This window comes from Streptomyces sp. TLI_185 (genome assembly GCF_003814765.1).
GTDB lineage: Bacteria > Actinomycetota > Actinomycetes > Streptomycetales > Streptomycetaceae > Streptomyces.
Genome location: NZ_RKRB01000001.1, coordinates 6275015 through 6295513, shown reverse-complemented (window position 1 = coordinate 6295513; position 20499 = coordinate 6275015). Strand labels below are relative to the sequence as shown.

The window sequence follows — 20499 nt, the reverse complement described above, 5'->3', positions numbered from 1 at the left end:
GGCTGAGGCAACCACCATGAAGATCCACAAGTACGACACCGTCATCGTCGGCGCCGGTGGCGCGGGCATGCGCGCGGCCATCGAGTCCACGAAGCGCAGCCGCACCGCCGTGCTGACCAAGCTCTACCCCACCCGCTCCCACACGGGCGCCGCGCAGGGCGGCATGGCCGCCGCGCTGGCCAACGTGGAGGAGGACAACTGGGAGTGGCACACCTTCGACACGGTCAAGGGCGGTGACTACCTGGTCGACCAGGACGCCGCCGAGATCCTGGCGAAGGAGGCCATCGACTCGGTCCTCGACCTGGAGAAGATGGGCCTGCCGTTCAACCGCACCCCGAACGGCACGATCGACCAGCGCCGCTTCGGCGGTCACAGCCGCAACCACGGCGAGGCCCCGGTCCGCCGGTCCTGCTACGCGGCCGACCGCACCGGCCACATGATCCTCCAGACGCTGTACCAGAACTGCGTGAAGGAGGGCGTGGAGTTCTTCAACGAGTTCTACGTCCTCGACCAGCTGATCACCGAGGTCGACGGCGTCAAGAAGTCGGCCGGTGTCGTGGCGTACGAGCTGGCGACCGGTGAGATCCACGTCTTCCAGGCGAAGGCCGTGATCTACGCGTCCGGCGGCTGCGGCAAGTTCTTCAAGGTGACGTCGAACGCGCACACGCTGACCGGTGACGGCCAGGCGGCCGTGTACCGGCGCGGGCTGCCGCTGGAGGACATGGAGTTCTTCCAGTTCCACCCGACCGGCATCTGGCGCATGGGCATCCTGCTGACGGAGGGCGCCCGTGGTGAGGGCGGCATCCTGCGCAACAAGGACGGCGAGCGCTTCATGGAGAAGTACGCGCCGGTCATGAAGGACCTCGCGTCCCGTGACGTCGTCTCCCGCTCCATTTACACGGAGATCCGTGAGGGCCGCGGCTGCGGCCCCGAGGGCGACCACGTCTACCTCGACCTCACGCACCTCCCGCCGGAGCAGCTGGACGCCAAGCTCCCGGACATCACCGAGTTCGCGCGGACCTACCTCGGCATCGAGCCCTACACGGACCCGATCCCGATCCAGCCCACCGCGCATTACGCCATGGGCGGCATCCCGACGAACGTCGAGGGTGAGGTCCTCAGCGACAACACCACGGTCGTCCCGGGCCTGTACGCGGCCGGCGAGGTCGCCTGTGTGTCGGTGCACGGCGCCAACCGCCTCGGCACCAACTCCCTGCTGGACATCAACGTGTTCGGCCGCCGGGCCGGCATCGCGGCGGCGGAGTACAGCCAGACGGCGGAGTTCGTCGAGCTCCCGGAGAACCCGGCGGAGCTCGTCGTCTCGCAGGTCGAGCAGCTGCGTACGTCCACAGGCACCGAGCGCGTGTCGGTCCTGCGCCGCGAGCTGCAGGAGACCATGGACGCGAACGTCATGGTGTTCCGCACCGAGCAGACGATCAAGACCGCGGTCGAGAAGATCGCCGAGCTGCGCGAGCGCTACAAGAACGTGTCGATCCAGGACAAGGGCAAGCGGTTCAACACCGACCTGCTGGAGGCCGTCGAGCTGGGCAACCTGCTCGACCTGGCCGAGGTCATGGCGGTGTCGGCGCTGGCCCGCAAGGAGTCCCGCGGCGGTCACTACCGCGAGGACTACCCGAACCGCGACGACGTCAACTTCATGCGCCACACCATGGCGTACCGCGAGGTGGGCGACGACGGCACCGAGTCCATCCGTCTCGACTACAAGCCGGTCGTCCAGACCCGCTACCAGCCGATGGAGCGTAAGTACTGATGGCAACCCCGACCCTGGAAAAGGCGGACGCGGCCGGCCGGCCCGAGCCCGGCTTCGCCGACTCCCCGTACATCACCGTCACCTTCCGCGTCCGCCGGTTCAACCCGGAGGTCTCGGCCGAGGCGACCTGGGAAGACTTCCAGCTGGAGATCGACCCCAAGGAGCGCGTCCTCGACGGTCTCCACAAGATCAAGTGGGACGTCGACGGCACGCTGACCTTCCGCCGTTCCTGCGCCCACGGCATCTGCGGCTCGGACGCGATGAGGATCAACGGCAAGAACCGTCTTGCCTGCAAGACCCTCATCAAGGACATCAACCCCGAGAAGCCGATCACGGTCGAGCCCATCAAGGGCCTGACGGTCCTCAAGGACCTCGTGGTCGACATGGAGCCGTTCTTCCAGGCGTACCGGGACGTCATGCCCTTCCTCATCACGAAGGACACGAACGAGCCCACGCGTGAGCGGCTGCAGACGGCCGAGGACCGCGAGCGCTTCGACGACACCACGAAGTGCATCCTGTGCGCCGCGTGCACCTCGTCCTGCCCGGTCTTCTGGAACGACGGCCAGTACTTCGGCCCGGCGGCCATCGTCAACGCGCACCGCTTCATCTTCGACTCGCGCGACGAGGCCGGTGAGCAGCGTCTGGAGATCCTCAACGACCGCGACGGCGTGTGGCGCTGCCGCACGACCTTCAACTGCACGGACGCCTGCCCGCGCGGTATCGAGGTCACGAAGGCGATCCAGGAAGTGAAGCGGGCACTGATCACGCGCCGCTTCTGACCTTCGCTTCCGCACGACGCCGCGGGCCCCGTTCCTCCTGGGAACGGGGCCCGCGGCGCTTTCCCGTTCCTGGTCCCACGATCGTCGCTGCTTTTACAATTGTCGTCGGATGCGGCGGGTACGGAGGGGGCGTGCGGGGTGTCAACTCTCTGGTCACCAGAGGCAGTTGCCGCATACGTCGGAGCGATCGGCGCATCCTTCGTGGGCGCTGTCGCGTACGCGCAGACGCGGAGCACCTCACGTGACGGCCGCGATCACGACCAACGCCAGGCGAACCTGCGGGAGTTGCGAGCGGCGACGGACACCGTCACCTCGCTGAAGACATTCATCGTGCCCGAGCTGCGCACGCTGGAGTACTACGTCGACCGGGCCCGCTCCGGGGACACGCTGCCGCCGCTCCGGGTGGCGCTGTCGTCCCGGCTGGAGGCGACGTACGGTGAGCGGATGCGCTCGCTGCCCTCGGTGTTCGAGCATGTGCAGGCGGCGTACGAGGGCACGATCGGGCAGGTCCTGCGCATCGACGAGATCCTTGACGAGTACACGGCCTCGGGCGTACTGCCGAGCGGGTCCACCGTCGCCGATCACCTGTTCACGCTGCGCAGCCGGGTGGACAGTCTCGACGGGCTGATCGAGGCCGCGCGTTACGACTTCAGCAGAGTCACCCCCCTTCCGGTCGGCTGGGACGCCTCGTTCACCGTGCCGCCCGGACGCGCGAGGACACAGCGACGCCACGGGCGCTGAGACCGAGTTCATGGCCCTACTCGCCCGGGCGAGTGACCTCGCACGGCCGGTCCCCACTGGACGCGCACCATCGCTCCTATTCTGACGGTATGTCAGATGACCAGTCGTACGAACTGCTCGGATTCGACAACGTGCTGCTGCCCGTCGGGGACCTCGCCGTGGCGATCGACTTCTACCAGCGCGCCGGGTTCACGGTGGGCTTCCGGTTCGACGAGGCCGGGATCGCCCTGCTGAAGGTCGGGGGCGAGACACCGGGGATCCTGCTGCGGCAGGAGGACGAACTGGGGCACCGGTCGCCGCCGTGGCCCTCACCCCGCGTGTGGATCGAGGTGGCCGACGCACGGAAAGCCGCCGGCTCCCTCGCCGCGGCGGGCATCCCGCTCCTCGACGACCCCTTCTCCGTCGCCACCGGCTGGACCGCGGAGATCGCCGACCCGTGGGGCAACATCATCGGATTCACCGACTACAGCAAGCGCCCGGAGCTCGGCCGCCGCCCCTGAGGCCGCACCCCACTGCGAGATCTCGCTTGAACGCGTTCAAAAACAGGTCTACAGTCATCCCTGTCAGCGTTTTGAACGCGTTCAAGAAGGGGTGGGGCATGGACCGCACGGTCATCGCCTACGTCATCTACCTGCTGGTCAGCATCGCGCTGACCATCTGGGTGGCCCGCACGCTCAGCCGCAACGGACGGATCTTCCTCGCCGACGTGCTGAAGGGGAACGAGAAGCTCGCCGAGGCGGTCAACCACCTCCTGGTGGTGGGCTTCTACCTCGTCAACCTCGGCTTCGTCGCCCTGTACCTGAGCGGTGACGAGACCATCGAGGACACCCGGGGGATCTTCGAGGCCCTGTCGACCAAGCTCGGCGTGGTGCTGCTGGTGCTCGGTGTGATGCACCTGGGCAACGTGTACGTCCTCAACAGGATCCGGCGGCGCGGGATGCTGGAGCGGGAGCAGGTGCCACCGGTCGCGCCGCAGGACTGGGTCCGGGCGTGAGCGAGGTGAGTGCCACGAAGGCGGACCGGGTCCCGGTCCGCCGGCTCACCGTCCTGTACGACGCCGAGTGCGCGCTCTGCGCCTTCCTGCGCGACTGGCTCGTACGGCAGCCGCAGCTCGTGCCACTGGAGTTCGTGCCCGCGGCATCCGAAGCGGCCCGGCGGCGCTTCCCCGGCCTCGACCACGGCGCCACCCTCGACGAGATCACCGTCGTCGGCGACGCCGGCCAGGTCTACCGGTCCGCCGCCGCCTGGATCGTCACCCTGTGGGCGCTGCGCGAGCATCGGCCGCTGGCCCACCGGCTCAGCACGCCGGCGGGGGCGAGGCTCGCCAGAGGCGCGGTCCTCGCGGCGGCGAAGTGGCGGGGCGCGCAGTGGGGCGGGCAGGTGTACCGCCGCGCGGACGGGTGGGCCTACCACCCGGGCCAGGGCTGGACGTACAGCGCACCGGGCTGCGACGACGGCTCCTGCGCCACCCCGTAGGCTCGTTCCGTGCCTGCGAAGAACGACGGCCCCGACGAGGGCGGCAACCCCAGCAAGTCCGAGCAGACCCGTGCGCTGATCCTGGAGACCGCGATGCGGCTGTTCCAGGAGCGGGGCTACGAGAAGACGACGATGCGGGCCATCGCCCAGGAGGCCGGGGTCTCCGTCGGCAACGCCTACTACTACTTCGCCGGCAAGGAACACCTGATCCAGGGCTTCTACGACCGGCTCGCCGCCGAGCACCGGGTGGCGATCCGGGGGGTCCTGGACCGGGAGACCGATCTGGAGGCGCGGCTCGCGGGCGTCCTGAAGGTGTGGCTGGACATCGCCACGCCGTACCACGAGTTCGCGGTGCAGTTCTTCAAGAACGCCGCCGACCCGGACAGCCCGCTCAGCCCGTTCTCCGAGGAGTCGGAGCACGCGCGCGTGGAGGCCATTTCGGTCCACCGGGAGGTCCTGGCGGGCGCGACGAAGACCAAGGTCCCGGAGGAACTCCGCGATGTCCTGCCCGAGTTGATGTGGCTTTCCCAGATGGGGCTGGTCCTGTACTGGATCTTCGACCGGACGGAGGGGCGGGAGCGGAGCTACCGGCTGGCCGAGCGGGGGGCGCGGCTGACGGCCCGCGGTGTGTCGCTGGCGCGGTTCCGGGTGCTGCGGCCGCTGGTGCGGGAGGTGCACGAGCTGTTCACGGACTTCCTGCCGGGGATGACGAAGGTGCTGCCGACCCCCGGCAAGTCGTCCTGAGGCCCGGGACGCGGTCAGTTCACCGCGTCCACCTCCCCCTCGGCCAGCTCCACGTCGTACACCAGCGGCCCGTCCGTCACCACGACCTGTGCCGCCCGTGAGCCGTGCGAGGAGGCCGTGGTCGCCAGCAGATACGTCCCCGGGGCCGGTACCGACACGATGTACGAACCGTCCGCGAGCGACGTCACCCGGTCCAGCTGACGTCCGCCCTTCGACAGCAGCGTCACCGAGGCACCGTCCACCGGTTCGCCGTCGGCGGTGCGGATGAAGCCGTGCACCGCCGAGGCCGGGCCGTCCGTGGCAGGCTCCTCGACCGCCTCCTCCTTCGGCTCCACCGCCAGGTGCGGAAGCCGCTTCTCCAGCCAGGCCGGCAGCCACCAGTTGGAGTTGCCCAGCAGATGCATCGCGGCCGGCACCAGTGCCGTACGGAGGATGAACGCGTCCAGGGCCACCGCGGCAGCCAGGCCGACGCCCGCCATCGCCGCCCCCGAGTCGCCGCTCAGGACGAACGCCAGGAACACGCAGACCATGATCAGAGCCGCGGAGTTGATGACCCGGCTGGTCTCCGCCAGACCGACGCGGACCGCGCGGGCGTTGTCGCGCGTGTGCACCCACTCCTCGTGCATCCGGCTCACCAGGAAGACCTGGTAGTCCATCGAGAGACCGAAGAGCAGGGACAGCATGATGACGGGCAGGAAGGCGTTGATCGGGCCCTCCTTGCCGAGGCCCAGCAGGTCCAGGCCCCAGCCCCACTGGAAGACCGCGACGAGGACGCCGAAGGAGGCGGCCGCGGCGATCAGGTTCATCAGGGCGGCCGTCAGCGGCACGACCAGGGAGCGGAAGGCGATCAGCAGGAGCAGGAAGCCGAGGCCGATGATCGTCGCGATGAACAGCGGCAGACGGTCGCCGGTGACGGATGCGAAGTCCTTGGACACCGCGGTCACGCCGCCGACGTGGGCCTCGGCCCCGGCCTTCGGGATCACCTGGTCCCGCAGTGTGTCGATCAGGTCGTCCGTCTCCTTGGACTGGGGTGACGTCTTCGGTACGACCTGAATGACCGTCACGCCCTGCGCGGGCGGCAGGGCGGCGACGCGGGCCACGCCGGGGGTCGACTCGAGGCCCTTGACCAGCGCGGTTGTGTCGCCGGTCTGGGTGACCACCTGGAGCGGGCCGTTGAAGCCGGGGCCGAAGCCCTCGGCGAGCAGGTCGTACGCCTTCCTGGTCGTCGTCGACGCGTCGTCGTTGCCCTGGTCGGTGGCGCCGAGGCGGAGCGACAGCACGGGGATGGCGAGGACAGCCATGACGACCAGGGCGAGTGCGGCGATCCTGCGGGGACGCTTCTCGACGTTGGTCGACCAGCGGGCCGCGAGGCCGCTCGCCCGCTCCGGCTCGGGGCCGTCGGCGGCCAGCTTGCGGCGCTGACGGCGGCTGAGCACCCGCGGGCCCAGGAAGCCGAGCAGGGCCGGGAGCAGGGTGGTGGCGGCCATGACGCTGAGCACCACCGTCAGCGAGGTGCCGATGACCACGCCGTCCAGGAAGCGCAGTTGCGTCACGAGCATGCCGGCGAGCGCGATGCAGACCGTGCCGCCCGCGAACAGCACCGCCCGGCCGGAGGTGTTGAGGGCCGTGACCACCGACTCCTCGGGGTCCATGCCCCGCAGGATGCCGCGCCGGTGCCGGGTGACGATGAACAGCGCGTAGTCGATGCCGACACCGAGACCGATCAGGGAGGCGAGCAGCGGGGCGATGTCGGGGATGTCGGTGGTGTGGCTGAGCAGCTGGGTGGAGAACAGGCCCATGCCGACACCGAAGACCGCGATGGCGATCGGCAGCATCATCGCGAAGAACGAGCCGAAGGCCAGGAACAGCACGACGGCCGCCGCGACGATGCCGACCATCTCCGACAGGCCCTGCGGCGGCTCCTGGACACGCTGGATGGCCTGGCCGCCCAACTCGACGTGCAGGCCGCTCCTTTCAGCTGCCTGCGCGGTGTCGAGGACGTTCTGGACGAGGTCCTTGGGCACCTCGTTCGCGCGCTTGGCGAAGGTCAGCTGGGCGTACGCGATCCTGCCGTCGCCGCTGATCTGCGCGGCGCCCTGCTTGCCGGCGTACGGGCTGGTCACCGCGCCGACGCCCGGCATCTTCGCGATCTTGTCGAGGGCGGGCGTGATCCGGGACCGGACCGCCTGGTCCTTCACGGAGCCCTGGTCGACCTTCCACACGACCGTGTCGGTGTCGCCCGAGGTGTTCGGGAAGGCCTTCTCCATCAGGTCGTACGCGCTCTTGGAGTCCGTGTCCGGGAGGGAGAAGACGTTCGCGTAGTTCGTGCCCGCCGTCGAGGCCGAGAAGCCCAGGCCGAACAACGCCCCCACCCACAGCAACAGGACCACCAGCCGGTGCCGATAGCACCACCGTGCCAATGCCGCCACGATTCAACGCTCCTTGTCGGTCGTCGGTCGGTCCCCCAGGTCCTGGGCAACAGGATTGGGGGCGCGGCTCGCGCGAGGGTGGGCTACGCCATGACTCTCAAGGAACTCCAAAGACGGATCCGGCCCCCACTGTCAGTGGCCCGCCCGATACTGGGGTCATGACGACGGCTCCAGGCACCGTGCTGGTGGTGGAGGACGAGCCGAGCATCGCGGACGTCCTCGCCATCGCCCTGCGCTACCACCGGTTCGAGGTGATGATCGCGGGCACCGTCCGCGAGGCCCTCGCGCTCGCCGAGCGCACCCGGCCCGACGCGGCGCTGCTCGACGTCATGCTCCCGGACGGGGACGGGCGGGCGCTGGGGCGCGAACTGCGCGCCAAGCGGCCCGACCTGGCGCTGGTCTTCCTCACCGCGCGGGACTCGCCCGCCGAGATAGTCGGCGCCCTCGGCTTCGGCGACGACTACATCACCAAGCCGTTCAACATCGACGAGGTCGTCGCCCGCATCACCGCGGTCCTGCGGCGCACCCGCACGGCGGACGTCCTGCCGCAGCGGCCCCCGCTGCGCTACGGCGACCTGGAGCTGGACGAGACGACGTACAGCGTCCACCGCGCCGGCCGCTCCGTCGAGCTCACCCCCACCGAGTACGCGCTGCTGCGCTTCCTGGTGCGCAACGGCGGCCGGATCGTGCCCAAGGAGCAACTCCTGCGCCATGTATGGCAGTACGAGCACACACCGCCCGAGTCGACCGTCGTGGAGACCTACATCAGCTATCTGCGGCGCAAGCTGGACGCGCTCGGCCCGCCGGTGATCACCACGCGGCGTGGTGTGGGATACGGGCTGGCATGAGGATCCGGTGGCCGCACTGCGAGCGCGGCATGCATTCGCTGCGCGCCAAGCTGACGCTGGCGAACGTCGCGCTGCTGGCCCTGGGCATCGTCGCGGCGACCGCGGTCAGCCTGATGGGCATGCGGTACTACCTGCTGAACCAGGTGGACGCCGAACTGAACAAGACCCGGCAGTCGCTGGGCGGTTCGCTCACGATGGACCAGATCGACGCGCTGGGCGCGCTGGCGATCGTCCGCGACCGGTTCATGCCGCAGCACGACGAACAGGCCCGGCCGGACTCGATCCTCACCGCCGTCGACGCGCACGGCAAGCCGGTCTCCCTGGCCCGTTTCGCACCGACGGACACCCAGCGCGCCCTCGCGAGCGCGGTGGACGATCCCCGCGCCCTCGCCGCGGCCGCCGACCCGCACGACATCAGGGTGCACGGCGCGCGCTACCGGGCGACCGCGACCCGCCTCGCCGACGGCACGTACATCCTGTTCGCCACCTCCACCGACGCCCTCCACCAGGGCATGCTCAAGGCCCTCAAGCTCGACCTCACCATCGGCACCCTGCTGCTGGCGCTGCTGGCCTGTCTCACGATGATGAGCGTCAGCCGCCGGATGCGGCCGCTGGAGGACATGGTGGAGACGTCGACGGCGATAGCCGAGGGCGACCTGACGCGGCGTGTGCCGTCCAGCCACCATCCGACCCAGGAGGTCGAACAGCTGCGGCTCGCCCTCAACTCCATGCTCCACCAGGTCGAGTCGGCGTACCGCACGCGCGAGCACAGCGCGGCCCAGCTGCGCCGCTTCGTCGCCGACGCCTCGCACGAGCTGCGCACCCCGCTGTCGGCGATACGCGGTTACCTCCAGCTCTACGACAAGGGGATGCTCTCCGACCCGGACGAGCGCAAGCGGGCCTGGGAGCGGGTGCTGGCGGAGACGGACCGCATGGGGCGGCTCGTCGACGAACTGCTCACCCTGGCCCGGCTCGACCAGCAGCCCGAACTGCGCTTCCGGAACGTCGACGTGAGCCGTCTGGTGCGGGACGCGGCCGAGGATCTGCGGGTGCAGCAGCCGGAGCGGCCCATCAAGGTCGCCGCCGACGGCGCCGTGCTCGTGCACGCCGACGAGTCGGGGCTCAGACAGGTGCTGGGCAACCTGGTGGGCAACGTACGCACGCACACGCCCGAGGACGTGGCGGTGCGGCTGGGTGTGGAGCGGGAGGAGGGGGTGGTACGGCTGTGTGTCGCGGACGAGGGTCCGGGGCTGTGCGAGCAGGACGCGGCGCGGGTCTTCGACCGCTTCTTCCGGGCCGGCGGCGGCGCGGGCAGCGGGCTGGGCCTGGCGATCGTCCAAGGGGTGGTGCAGGCGCACGGCGGGGAGGTCGCGGTGTGCACATCGCCGGGCGAGGGTCTGGCCGTGACGGTCACGCTGCCGTCCCGGACGGCCGTACGGCCATGACTACCGGGCGGTGCTCAGGTGTTGGCCATGACGAGGGCCCACACCGTCTTGCCGTGGTGCCCTCTGCTCCACACCCCCCAGGCCGCCGCGACGGTCTCCACCAGATGCAGGCCGCGGCCGCTCTCCTCCCACTCGCCGACCAGCCGTAACCGGGGCTCCAGCCGGCCCTCGTCGGAGACCTCTATGAGACAGGAGCCGTCGGCGAGCGCGGTCACGGCCACCTCGAACTCGCGCTCCAGGAGCGGTCCGTGGCGCACGACGTTGGTCGCCAGCTCGGACACCAGCAGCACCGCGTCCGCCAGCGCCGGATCGTCCGCCCCGTGCCCCCAGTCGGCCAGATGGTCCCGCACCCGGCGCCGGGCCAGACCGACGGATGCCGGATGCCGGGGCAACCGGAAGGAGTTGCGTCTCAACACGTTTGCTCCTCACCCCGCGCACACCTCCGTCACAAGGTCCCGCGTCAGGTGAGCGTCCGACGTCACGGGGGCGAATGTCAACGCCGCGAGTCGCGTCAGATCCAGTTGAGGCTCCAGAGCCGGAACACACCGGTGCCGTCGTCGAGATACTGGCTGCCGCCGACGTCCTCGGTGCTGAGGACGTACTCCTTGCCCTGCCACAGCGGGATGACCGGCACGTCGTGGGCGACGTCCCGCTGCAGCGTGCTGAAGTCGGAGGCGGCGTCGCCGCGGTCGGCGTACCGCTGGCTGGCCTGGATGAGCTGATCGACGGCCTTGCTGCTGTAGCCGGTGTTCATGGTTCCCTTGGTGCCGACGAGCGGGGCGCCGAAGGTGTCCGGGTCCGGGTAGTCGGCGACCCAGCCGACGGCGTACGCGTCCAGCTTGCCGGTGGCCCAGGCCTCCTGGAAGGAGGTCCACGCGTAGCCCTTGAGGGTCACCTTGAACAGACCGCTCGCCTCCAGCTGCTTCTTGATGGCCTCCGCCTCCGCCTCGGAGGAGCCGCGGTTCTTGGCGTAGCCGTAGGTGAAGCGGACCGGCGTCGTCACGCCGGCCTCGGTGAGCAGGGTCTTCGCCTTCTTGGCGTCCTGCTTGGGGTAGGCGTCGAAGAACGAGGTGGTATGGCCGGTGATGCCCGTCGGGATGAGCGAGTACAGCGGGTCGACGGTCCCCTCGTACACCGTGGCGGCGAGCTCCTCGCGGTCGATCAGCCACGCCATGGCCTGCCGGATCCTGGTGTCGTGCAGAGGCGCGTCGGCGCGGGTGTTGAGGTAGAGGTTGCGGGTCTCGGAGCTGTCGGACTCGGCCAGGCGCTGGTGGGGGTCGCTCGCCGAGAGCCCGGACAGGACCTTGGGCGGCAGCTGGCGGGTGGCGACGTCGATCTGCTTCGCGTTCCAGGCCTTGTCGAGGGCGTCCGAGTCGACGTAGTAGCGCAGGTCGACAGGGCGGCCGGTCTTCTGGATGGCGCCCCTGTAGTCGGTGTTCGGCGTGAGAGCCGCCTTCTTGCCCTTTGTATACGCCGTCAGCTGGTACGGACCGGTGCCGTCGGCGCCAGGGTCGGTGCGCAGGCCCTTCTTGGGGTACTTGTGGCTGTCGACGATCGAGCCTGCCCCGGTGGCCACCTTGAACGGGAAGGTGGCGTCGGGCGAGGACAGATGGAAGGTGACCGTCAGGCCGTCGGCGTCGACCGAGCCGAGCGTGCTCAGCAGCGAGGACGGGCCGACCTCGGACTTGATCGCCTTGACCCGGTCGAAGGAGTACTTGACGTCCTCGGCGGTCATCGTGCGGCCGCTGGGGAAGGCGAGCCCCGTGCGCAACGTGCAGCGGTAGGTGGTCAGTTGACTGCCCACGAAGCCGCAGCTCCGGGCCGCGTCGGGCACCGGTGAGGCGCCGCCCGGCTCGAAGGTCAGCAGTGACTGGAAAACGTTGCTGAACAAAGCCCAGGACCCCGCGTCGTAGGCGCCGGCCGGGTCGAGCGAGGTGACCTCGTCCGTCGTGCCGACCTCGATCGTCCTGTCGGTGTTCTCCTGCGACGGCAGCAACTGCCAGCCGCCGACTCCCACGCCCGCCAGTACCAGCAGTGTCGCGAGAATCCGCATGCGAACCGAGCGCATCGGTTGCCCTCCCCGGCCCTGACGGGCCCCCACCCCATATGCCACTCCCCTAGTGGCGCGGCTCACCTAATCACAGGTTTTTCACCTGGGGGAAGAGGGGTTTGTCGAGTTGAGAAAGAAGTTACCGCAAGGGGTTTCCATCAGATTTCACAGGCCCCCCACAGGGTTCCGGCGCATGGTTTCGGCCAGCGGTTTCCATCCGGCTCCCGGGCCGGATCACACCTGCGTCGACGCCAGTTCGATCACGGTGATGTCCGACGGTGCGCCCACGCGCGTGGGCGGCCCCCAGGCGCCCGCGCCCCGGCTGACGTAGAGCTGTGTGTCGCCGTAGCGCTCCAGGCCCGCGACGGTCGGGTTCGCGGCGGCCGCGATGAAGTTGCCGGGCCAGAGCTGGCCGCCGTGGGTGTGGCCGGAGAGCTGGAGGTCGACGCCGTGCCTGACCGCGTCGTGGATCTGAACGGGCTGGTGGGCGAGGAGCACGCACGCGCGTGCCGTGTCCCGGTCGCCGAGCGCCTTGCCGAAGTCGGGGCCCTGGCCCTCGCTCTCGCCCGCGATGTCGTTGACGCCGGCGAGGTCGAACCAGGGCAGTTCGGTGCGGGCGTTCTCCAGCGGGTGCAGGCCCAGCCGCCGTACCTCCTCGACCCACTGCTCGGCGCCGGAGAAGTACTCGTGGTTGCCGGTGACGAAGTAGGAGGGCGCCTTCAGCTGCGACAGCGGTGCCGCCGCCGGGCCGAGGTTCTTCACGCTGCCGTCCACCAGGTCGCCGACGACCGCCACGATGTCCGGCTGGGTCGCGTTGATCGTGTCGACGACCTTCTGCGCGAAGCCCCGGCCGAGGATCGGGCCCAGGTGGATGTCGCTGACCACGGCGATGCGGTAACCGTGCGCCGCGCGCGGGAGTTTGGCCAGCGGCACGGTGACGCGCTTCACACCGGGGCCGCGCAGGACGCCGTAGGTGCCGTAGCCGACCGTTCCCACGGCGGCAGCGGCCGCGGCTCCTGCGACCACGCGTGAGACGAAGAGGCGGCGCGACGGCTCCGGGAGCGGTGCGGGCCCGGGCTCGGCCTCCGGCGCCTTCGGAGGTACGGATCCCGCAGGTACCGGCTGCTCCTGCCGTTCGGCCACCGTGGCGCGCGCCCGCCGCGCCGGCAGGCGGCGCAGCAGGGACCGTACGACCTCGCCCGCCACCACGGCCAGCAGCAGATAGACCGACAGCGCGAGCCACAGGAAGCCCGGCCAGGCCAGGGCCTGCTGGAGCCAGAAGGGCGCGCCGGCGCGCTCGCCCACGACGGCCCCGACCGCCAGCACCCAGCCACCCGCGATGGCCACCGCACCGGCGCGGCGCGCGAGTCCCGGGCCCCGGGTCGTGTCGCGGAACAGACGGCGCCACAGGTACCAGTTGCCCGCGACGAGGACGCCGAGCGCCAACAGGGCGAAGACGATGACCACCGTGCCGTGACCCCCGTTGCCGGTCTGCCGTTTGTGTGTATTTGCCGCTGTTATGAGGCCTGGCGCAAAGCGCGCAGTCCGCGCAACCCGATGCCCCCGATGACCGTCCCCAATACGAAGGAGACGACGGCGAGCGTCAGATGCACCCAGAAGTACGCCGTCGGGTGACCGTCGTCGAACGCGAGCCCGCTGCCGTCCTTGATGAGATTTTTAACGAAAGTGACCCAGATGACCCAGGACCACACCCCGAAGGCGAGCAGGAACCAGGAGACCGGGCGGCTGAGCTTCATGCGTTCAGTATCGCCGCCGCCTCTTTCGTTCCGTGTCCGGGGTGGGGTGGGAGGCGGGACTTCACGGCCCGTGGCATGTACTTTCTCGTCCGTGTCCGCTCCCCAGAAGACCGTCAGGCGATCCCTGCTGGTCACCTCCGCCGTCCTGTCCTCGATCGCGCTCACCGCGCCCGTCACCTTCGCGGCCCCGAGTCCGTCGCCGAGTCCGACGGCCACTCCCCCGGCGGACATGTCGTCCGTGGGCGGCGCCCGTCTCGGGCAGCCGGGCACACAGGTCGATCTGGGCAGCGGCGCCCCCGTACTCCCCAAGGACATCACCGCGCGCTCGTGGATCGTCGCCGACGCCGAGTCGGGCGAGGTGCTCGCCGCGCACAACGCGCACTGGCGGCTGCCCCCGGCGAGCACGATGAAGATGCTGTTCGCGGACACGGTGCTGCCGAAGTTCCCGAGCACCCAGAAGCACGAGGTGGCGCCCTCCGACCTGGCGGGCATGGGCGCCGGTTCCAGCATGGTCGGGATAAAGGAGGGCGAGACGTACACCGTGCGCGACCTGTGGCTCGGCGTCTTCCTGCGCTCGGGCAACGACGCGGTGCACGTGCTGTCGGCGATGAACGGCGGCGTCGACACCACCGTCGAGGAGATGAACGAGCACGCCGAGGAGCTCCAGGCCCTCGACACACACGTGGTCACGCCCGACGGGTACGACGCCCCGGGGCAGGTCTCGTCCGCGTACGACCTGACGCTGTTCGCCCGCTCCGGGCTGCAGAAGAAGGACTTCCGCGAGTACTGCTCGACGGTGCGCGCGAACTTCCCGGGCGACACGAAGGAGAAGAAGGGCAAGTCGGTCCGTGAGTCCTTCGAGATCCAGAACACCAACCGGCTGCTGACCGGCGACTCCGACGTCTCCGTCTACCAGGGCATCGCGGGCGTCAAGAACGGCAACACGACGAACGCGGGCGCGACCTTCACCGGTGTCGCCGAGCGGAACGGCAGGGTGCTGCTCGTCACCGCCATGAACCCGCAGAAGAGCGAGCACAACGAGGTCTACAAGGAGACCGCCAAGCTCTTCGACTGGGGCTTCGCGGCGGCCGGGAAGGCGCGGCCCGTGGGCGAGCTGGTGGCGCCGAAGAGCGCCGCGCAGTCGGGCGGCCAGTCCGGTGGGAACGCGTCGGCGGGCCAGGCGGGCGGGGCCGCCGGCAAGGCGTCGGGTTCGCCGGTGGCGAGCGCCTCGGCCGCGGGCCGCTCCGGCGGCATGGGGGTCGCCTTCGCCATAAGCGGTGGGGTGCTGGTGCTGCTCGCGGCGGCCGCGTTCCTGGTCAACCGCCGCTGGCCGCTGCCCGATCTGGTACGTCGCCGGTCGTCCCGTCCGTGAGGTCTTCCCCGCCGTCCTGCGCGTCTCCCTGATCGGGTTCGTTCTGCTCGTGCGGCTCGTCCTGCTCGCTCTGCGTCGCCGTCCACGCGGCGCAGAACAGGACCAGCTTCGCCGTGAAGTTGATCCACAGCAGCAGGGCCACGGGCACGCCGAAGGCGCCGTACATGCTTTTCGCTGCCACGCCCTGCATATAGCCGCTCAGCAGCGTCTTCAGCAGTTCGAAGCCGACGGCGCCGGTCAGCGCCGCGACGATCAGGCGGCGGCGCCGCGGTTCGACGCCGGGCAGCAGTGTGAGGACGTACAGGAGCAGCAGGAAGTCGGCGAACACGGCGACGGCGAACGCGGCGATGTACAGCAGGACCCCGCCCCAGCCGCCTTTGTCGATGCCGAGCTGCCGGATGATCCAGCCGACCATCGCGGAGGCGACGGTGGAGGCGGCGAGCGTGACGAGGACGGCGCCGCCGAGGCCGACGAGGATGCCCAGGTCCTTGGCCTTGCGCAGGAAGGGGTTCTCCTCCTCGTCGGGCAGCTCCCACACCGCGCGCAGGCACTCGCGCATCGAGCCGGCCCAGCCGATGCCGGTGAACAGCAGGGCCGCGCCCGCGATGAGGCCGATGGTGCCGGCGTTCTGGACCAGGTTCTGGATGTCGAGCTGGTCGGAGATGCCGGGCACCTGCTGGGCGATCTTGTGCTGCAGGTCGCTCTGCTGTTCCGTGCTGAGCGTGGCCGCGGCGATCGCGGCGGCCACGGTGAGCAGCGGAAACAGCGCGACGAAGCTGGTGAACGTCATCGCGGCGGCCAGCCGGGTCCACTTCACCCTGTCCAGACGTTCGAACGACCGCCACGCATGCGTGAGCATGAGGCGCGCCAGCAGCGGCCCGACGACGGGGAGCTTCTTCAGCCAGTCCATGATCAGACTCTCCCCCAGGTATGGAAGACCAATGTGCGAGTACCCCGAAAACCCGGCACAGTGCCGCGCGGAGGTCGGCACGAGCACTCCCGAGGGCGCCTCATTTCACTATTGAGTGACATCCCATTAATCACCCATTTCGGGTAGAAACGTCACGTTTCACTGCTGACCGGTTGAATAGGGGCGATACGGTCACCGACATGTCTGCCGACACCGCTCCGGTCACCGTCACCGGCTGGGGCCGCACCGCTCCCACCGCGGCCCGTGTGATCCGCCCACGGACGTACGAGGAGGCCGCGGCCGCCGTCCGGGACTGCGGGGCCCGCGGAGGCATTCCCAGGGGCCTCGGACGGGCGTACGGGGACGCGGCGCAGAACGCCGGCGGTGCGGTGCTCGACATGACGGGCGTGGACCGCATCCACGCGATCGACGCCGACGGCGGCACCGTGCTGTGCGACGCGGGTGTCTCCCTGCACCGGCTGATGGAGGTGCTGCTGCCGCTGGGCTGGTTCGTGCCGGTGATGCCCGGCACGCGCCATGTGACGGTCGGCGGCGCGATCGGCGCGGACCTCCACGGCAGGAACCACCACGTCTCCGGCTCCTTCTCCCGGCACGTCCTGTCGCTGGAACTCCTCACCGCCGACGGCGGGATCCGCACCGTGAGCCGCGGCACGCCCCTGTTCGACGCCACCACCGGCGGCATGGGCCTGACCGGCGTGATCCTCACGGCCACCATCCGGCTCCTGCCGGTCGAGACCTCCCTGATGTCGGTGGACACGGAGCGCGCCGCGGACCTCGACGACCTGATGGCGCGCCTGACGGCCACCGACCACCGCCACCGCTACTCGGTCGCATGGATCGACCTGCTGGCCCGCGGCGCGGCGACGGGACGCGCGGTCCTCACGCGCGCCGACCACGCCCCGCTCGACGCGCTGCCTGCACGCGCGCGTAGAGCGCCACTGGCGTTCCGCACCCGGCAGTTCCCCCCTGCCCCCGCCCACCTCCCGGAGGGCCTGCTCAGCCGCACCACCGTGGGCCTCGTCAACGAGCTCCGGTACCGGAGCGCGCCACGCGCGCGTACCGGCCGGCTGCAGCGGATCTCCACCTTCTTCCACCCCCTGGACGGCGTGCCGCACTGGAACCGCATCTACGGCCGCGGCGGCTTCGTGCAGTACCAGTTGGTCGTCGGACGCGGCCAGGAGGACGCCCTGCGCCGGATCGTGCGGCGCATCTCCGAGCAGCGCTGCCCGTCCTTCCTGGCCGTCCTCAAGCGCTTCGGAGAGGCCGCCCCGGGGTGGCTCTCGTTCCCCGTGCCCGGCTGGACGCTCGCCCTGGACCTCCCAGCGGGCCTGCCCGGCCTCGGCGCCTTCCTCGACGGACTCGACGAGGAGGTCGCCACGGCCGGCGGCCGCGTCTGCCTCGCCAAGGACTCCCGCCTGCGCCCCGAACTCCTCGCCGCGATGTACCCACGCCTCGACGACTTCCGGGCCCTGCGCACGGAACTCGACCCGCGCGCGGTGTTCACGTCAGACCTGTCCCGCCGTCTCGCCCTCTGACGATGCGCTGCGTCGGCCGGGGGCCCGTGGGTTGGCCCCCGGGAGACGCAGCACGTCCGATCCATCCCGCCGTCCCGCCCTCTGGGCACCCATAGGAGCTGCTGTCGTGAAGGACGCCTTCGGCCTCCCCCAGTCCCTGCTCGTCCTCGGCGGTACGTCCGAGATCGCGCTCGCCACGGCCCGCCGCCTCATCGCGCGCCGCACCCGCACGGTGTGGCTCGCGGGACGCCCCTCGCCCGCTCTGGAGCAGGCCGCGGTGCAACTGCGCGGCCACGGTGCCGACGTGCACACCGTCGCCTTCGACGCACTCGACCCCGACGCCCACGAGACCGCCCTGGGCAAGGTCTTCGCGGAGAGCGACGTCGACATGGTGCTGCTCGCCTTCGGGATCCTCGGCGACCAGGCGCGCGACGAGCGCGAGCCGGCCTGGGCGGTGCGCGTCGCACAGACCAACTACACGGGCGCGGTGTCGGCGGCCCTGGTGAGCGCACGCGCGCTGCAGACACAGGGCCACGGCTCGCTGGTGGTGCTCTCCTCGGTCGCCGGCGAGCGGGCCCGCCGCAACAACTTCATCTACGGCTCCAGCAAGGCCGGCCTGGACGTCTTCACACAGGGCCTGGGTGACGCGCTGTACGGCACGGGCGTGCACGTCATGGTCGTACGCCCCGGGTTCGTACGGTCGAAGATGACCGCCGGCCTGGAGGAGACACCGCTTGCGACGACCCCGGAGGCGGTCGCGACGGCCGTCGAACTGGGGCTGCGGCGGCGCTCGGAGACGGTGTGGGTGCCCGGCACGCTGCGCGTGGTGATGTCGGCGCTGCGGCATGTGCCGCGAGGTCTGTTCCGCCGGCTGCCCCTGTAGTCACCGGGCCCGGTGGCTACCGGGTCGGCAGCGAGCCCCGCTCCACGTGCCCGGCCTGCGGCGGCACCACCAAGCCGCCGAAGGTGTACTCCCGCAGCTTGCGCCACACGCCGTCCGCGCCCTGCTCGTAGAGGGCGAAGCCGGTGCACGGCCAGCCGGCCTCGTAGCCCGCGAGCTCCTCGAAGGCGCGGTCCATCGCCTCGTCGTCGATGCCGTGCGCCACCGTGACATGCGGGTGGTACGGGAACTGAAGTTCGCGCGGGACGGGCCCGGAGGGGTCGCGCAGCTGCTTCTGCAGCTGGGTGCAGGCCTCGGCGCCCTCGGCGATCCGCACGTAGACGACGGGCGACAGGGGCCGGAAGGTGCCGGTGCCGGACAGCCGCATCGGGAACGGCCGGCCGCTCGCGGCGACCTCGGTCAGGTGCGCCTCGACGGCCGGCAGGGCGCTGCTGTCGACCTCGGTCGGCGGAAGCAGGGTGACGTGCGTGGGGATGCCGTGAGCAGCGGCGTCGCCGAAGCCCGCGCGCAGCTGTTGGAGCAGGCTGCCGTGAGGCTCCGGGACCGCGATCGACACGCCGATCGTTACGGTCCCCACGTCGTCTCCTGTCGTCGTGACGGTTTTGTTCTCGGCCGTCGGCTATCGACTGTACGGCCACGGCTGTGTCGCGGGCAGGCGCAACCGTAGTGATGTGCAGCGCTCTGCCGAGTGGTACGTGCGTGCGCTGGTGTGCGTCAGTGCTTGGCGGGCAGGAAGCCCACCTTGTCGTACGCCTGGGAGAGGGTCTCCGCGGCGACGGCGCGCGCCTTCTCCGCGCCCTTGGCCAGGATCGAGTCCAGCGTCTCCGAGTCGTCCAGGTACTGCTGTGTGCGCTCCCGGAAGGGCGTCACGAACTCGACCATGACCTCGGCGAGGTCCGTCTTGAGCGCGCCGTACATCTTGCCCTCGTACTCCTGTTCCAGCTCGGTGACCGACTTGCCGGTGAGGGTGGAGTAGATGGTGAGCAGGTTGCTGACGCCGGGCTTGTTCTCGGCGTCGTAGCGGATGACGGTGTCGGTGTCGGTGACGGCGCTCTTGACCTTCTTGGCGGTGGCCTTGGGGTCGTCGAGGAGGTTGATGAGGCCCTTCGGCGTGGACGCCGACTTGCTCATCTTGATCGACGGGTCCTGCAGGTCGTAGATCTTCGCCGTCTCCTTGAGGATGTACGGCTTCGGGATGGTGAAGGTCTCGCCGAAGCGGCCGTTGAAGCGCGTGGCGAGGTCGCGGGTGAGCTCGACGTGCTGGCGCTGGTCCTCGCCGACCGGGACCTCGTTGGCCTGGTAGAGCAGGATGTCGGCGACCTGGAGGATCGGGTACGTGAACAGGCCGACGGACGCGCGGTCGGCGCCCTGCCTGGCGGACTTGTCCTTGAACTGGGTCATGCGGGAGGCCTCGCCGAAGCCGGTGAGGCAGTTCATGACCCAGGCCAGCTGGGCGTGCTCGGGCACATGGCTCTGGACGAAGAGCGTGCAGCGCTCCGGGTCGAGACCGGCCGCGAGCAGCTGGGCGGCGGCGAGCCTGGTGTTGGCGCGCAGCTCGGCCGGGTCCTGCGGAACGGTGATCGCGTGCAGGTCGACGACCATGTAGAACGCGTCGTGGGACTCCTGCAGGGCCACCCACTGGCGGACGGCGCCGAGGTAGTTGCCGAGGTGGAACGAGCCTGCGGTGGGCTGGATTCCGGAGAGCACGCGGGGTCGGTCAGAGGCCATGTTCACCATTCTC

The 20499-nt window shown here is 70.1% G+C and carries 20 protein-coding genes; 12 read left to right on the top strand and 8 right to left on the bottom strand.

All coding sequences use genetic code 11. From position 1 onward, the window contains the following. The first annotated feature begins 16 nt into the window (after window positions 1–16). The 7 genes from sdhA to EDD92_RS29095 all read left to right on the top strand — a co-directional run bounded on the left by sdhA (window position 17) and on the right by EDD92_RS29095 (window position 5511). On the top strand, window positions 17–1771 hold the full coding sequence (gene sdhA / locus EDD92_RS29125; protein WP_123967079.1) for a succinate dehydrogenase flavoprotein subunit: 1755 nt from the start codon (window positions 17–19) through the stop codon (window positions 1769–1771). After that, complete coding sequence (locus EDD92_RS29120) at window positions 1771–2550, top strand: succinate dehydrogenase iron-sulfur subunit (RefSeq protein ID WP_123967078.1); 780 nt, start codon at window positions 1771–1773, stop codon at window positions 2548–2550. The genes sdhA and EDD92_RS29120 overlap by 1 nt, the downstream gene beginning before the upstream one ends. Before the next feature lie 138 nt (window positions 2551–2688). After that, window positions 2689–3291 carry a hypothetical protein gene (locus tag EDD92_RS29115; protein WP_123967077.1) on the top strand — a complete coding sequence of 201 codons (603 nt, stop codon included), beginning with the start codon at window positions 2689–2691 and terminating at the stop codon, window positions 3289–3291. Between the two features lie 89 nt (window positions 3292–3380). Beyond that, on the top strand, window positions 3381–3791 hold the full coding sequence (locus tag EDD92_RS29110; protein WP_123967076.1) for a VOC family protein: 411 nt from the start codon (window positions 3381–3383) through the stop codon (window positions 3789–3791). Window positions 3792–3889: 98 nt separating this feature from the next. Further along, the gene (locus tag EDD92_RS29105) at window positions 3890–4285 is read left to right on the top strand and encodes a hypothetical protein (RefSeq protein WP_123967075.1); all 396 of its coding nucleotides are present in this window, start codon (window positions 3890–3892) and stop codon (window positions 4283–4285) included. Beyond that, window positions 4282–4767, top strand: coding sequence for a thiol-disulfide oxidoreductase DCC family protein (locus tag EDD92_RS29100; protein ID WP_123967074.1), 486 nt, complete (start codon window positions 4282–4284; stop codon window positions 4765–4767). Before EDD92_RS29105 ends, EDD92_RS29100 begins: the two co-directional genes overlap by 4 nt. 9 nt (window positions 4768–4776) lie before the next feature. Then, a complete protein-coding gene (locus EDD92_RS29095) occupies window positions 4777–5511 on the top strand; it encodes a TetR/AcrR family transcriptional regulator (RefSeq protein ID WP_030930108.1) in 735 nt (244 codons plus the stop codon). A gap of 14 nt (window positions 5512–5525) precedes the next feature. Here EDD92_RS29095 and EDD92_RS29090 read toward each other — a convergent pair whose 3' ends face one another. Continuing rightward, window positions 5526–7931, bottom strand: coding sequence for an MMPL family transporter (locus EDD92_RS29090; protein WP_123970596.1), 2406 nt, complete (start codon window positions 7929–7931; stop codon window positions 5526–5528). Between the two features lie 167 nt (window positions 7932–8098). Here EDD92_RS29090 and EDD92_RS29085 point away from each other — a divergent pair, with 167 nt between their 5' ends. Both EDD92_RS29085 and EDD92_RS29080 read left to right on the top strand, forming a co-directional pair. Beyond that, window positions 8099–8788, top strand: coding sequence for a response regulator transcription factor (locus EDD92_RS29085; protein ID WP_123967073.1), 690 nt, complete (start codon window positions 8099–8101; stop codon window positions 8786–8788). Continuing rightward, complete coding sequence (locus tag EDD92_RS29080; RefSeq protein ID WP_123967072.1) at window positions 8785–10233, top strand: cell wall metabolism sensor histidine kinase WalK; 1449 nt, start codon at window positions 8785–8787, stop codon at window positions 10231–10233. Before EDD92_RS29085 ends, EDD92_RS29080 begins: the two co-directional genes overlap by 4 nt. 14 nt (window positions 10234–10247) lie before the next feature. On the opposite strand, the gene EDD92_RS29075 is transcribed toward EDD92_RS29080, so the two are convergent. The 4 genes from EDD92_RS29075 to EDD92_RS29060 all read right to left on the bottom strand — a co-directional run bounded on the left by EDD92_RS29075 (window position 10248) and on the right by EDD92_RS29060 (window position 14040). Beyond that, window positions 10248–10649, bottom strand: a complete 402-nt coding sequence (locus EDD92_RS29075; RefSeq protein WP_123967071.1) for an ATP-binding protein — start codon at window positions 10647–10649, stop codon at window positions 10248–10250. Window positions 10650–10744: 95 nt separating this feature from the next. Next, window positions 10745–12301, bottom strand: a complete 1557-nt coding sequence (locus EDD92_RS29070; RefSeq protein WP_123967070.1) for an ABC transporter substrate-binding protein — start codon at window positions 12299–12301, stop codon at window positions 10745–10747. Window positions 12302–12517: 216 nt separating this feature from the next. Continuing rightward, a complete protein-coding gene (locus EDD92_RS29065) occupies window positions 12518–13750 on the bottom strand; it encodes a metallophosphoesterase (RefSeq protein ID WP_123967069.1) in 1233 nt (410 codons plus the stop codon). Window positions 13751–13800: 50 nt separating this feature from the next. Beyond that, the gene (locus tag EDD92_RS29060; RefSeq protein WP_123967068.1) at window positions 13801–14040 is read right to left on the bottom strand and encodes an SCO4848 family membrane protein; all 240 of its coding nucleotides are present in this window, start codon (window positions 14038–14040) and stop codon (window positions 13801–13803) included. Between the two features lie 91 nt (window positions 14041–14131). Here EDD92_RS29060 and EDD92_RS29055 point away from each other — a divergent pair, with 91 nt between their 5' ends. Continuing rightward, window positions 14132–15412, top strand: a complete 1281-nt coding sequence (locus tag EDD92_RS29055; protein ID WP_260326815.1) for a D-alanyl-D-alanine carboxypeptidase family protein — start codon at window positions 14132–14134, stop codon at window positions 15410–15412. Here the strand turns inward: EDD92_RS29055 and EDD92_RS29050 are convergent. Further along, a complete protein-coding gene (locus EDD92_RS29050; protein WP_123967066.1) occupies window positions 15357–16322 on the bottom strand; it encodes a YihY/virulence factor BrkB family protein in 966 nt (321 codons plus the stop codon). The genes EDD92_RS29055 and EDD92_RS29050 overlap by 56 nt on opposite strands. A 200-nt stretch (window positions 16323–16522) precedes the next feature. Between EDD92_RS29050 and EDD92_RS29045 the strand changes: the two genes are divergently transcribed. Together EDD92_RS29045 and EDD92_RS29040 are read left to right on the top strand one after the other, a co-directional pair. Then, entirely contained in the window at window positions 16523–17878 is a 1356-nt protein-coding gene (locus EDD92_RS29045; protein ID WP_123967065.1) for an FAD-binding oxidoreductase, read from the top strand. Window positions 17879–17984: 106 nt separating this feature from the next. Beyond that, a complete protein-coding gene (locus EDD92_RS29040; protein WP_123967064.1) occupies window positions 17985–18740 on the top strand; it encodes a decaprenylphospho-beta-D-erythro-pentofuranosid-2-ulose 2-reductase in 756 nt (251 codons plus the stop codon). Between the two features lie 16 nt (window positions 18741–18756). On the opposite strand, the gene EDD92_RS29035 is transcribed toward EDD92_RS29040, so the two are convergent. Further along, the gene (locus EDD92_RS29035; RefSeq protein ID WP_123967063.1) at window positions 18757–19335 is read right to left on the bottom strand and encodes a 2'-5' RNA ligase family protein; all 579 of its coding nucleotides are present in this window, start codon (window positions 19333–19335) and stop codon (window positions 18757–18759) included. A gap of 137 nt (window positions 19336–19472) precedes the next feature. Then, entirely contained in the window at window positions 19473–20486 is a 1014-nt protein-coding gene (gene trpS, locus EDD92_RS29030) for a tryptophan--tRNA ligase (RefSeq protein ID WP_123967062.1), read from the bottom strand. Window positions 20487–20499: the final 13 nt, after the last annotated feature.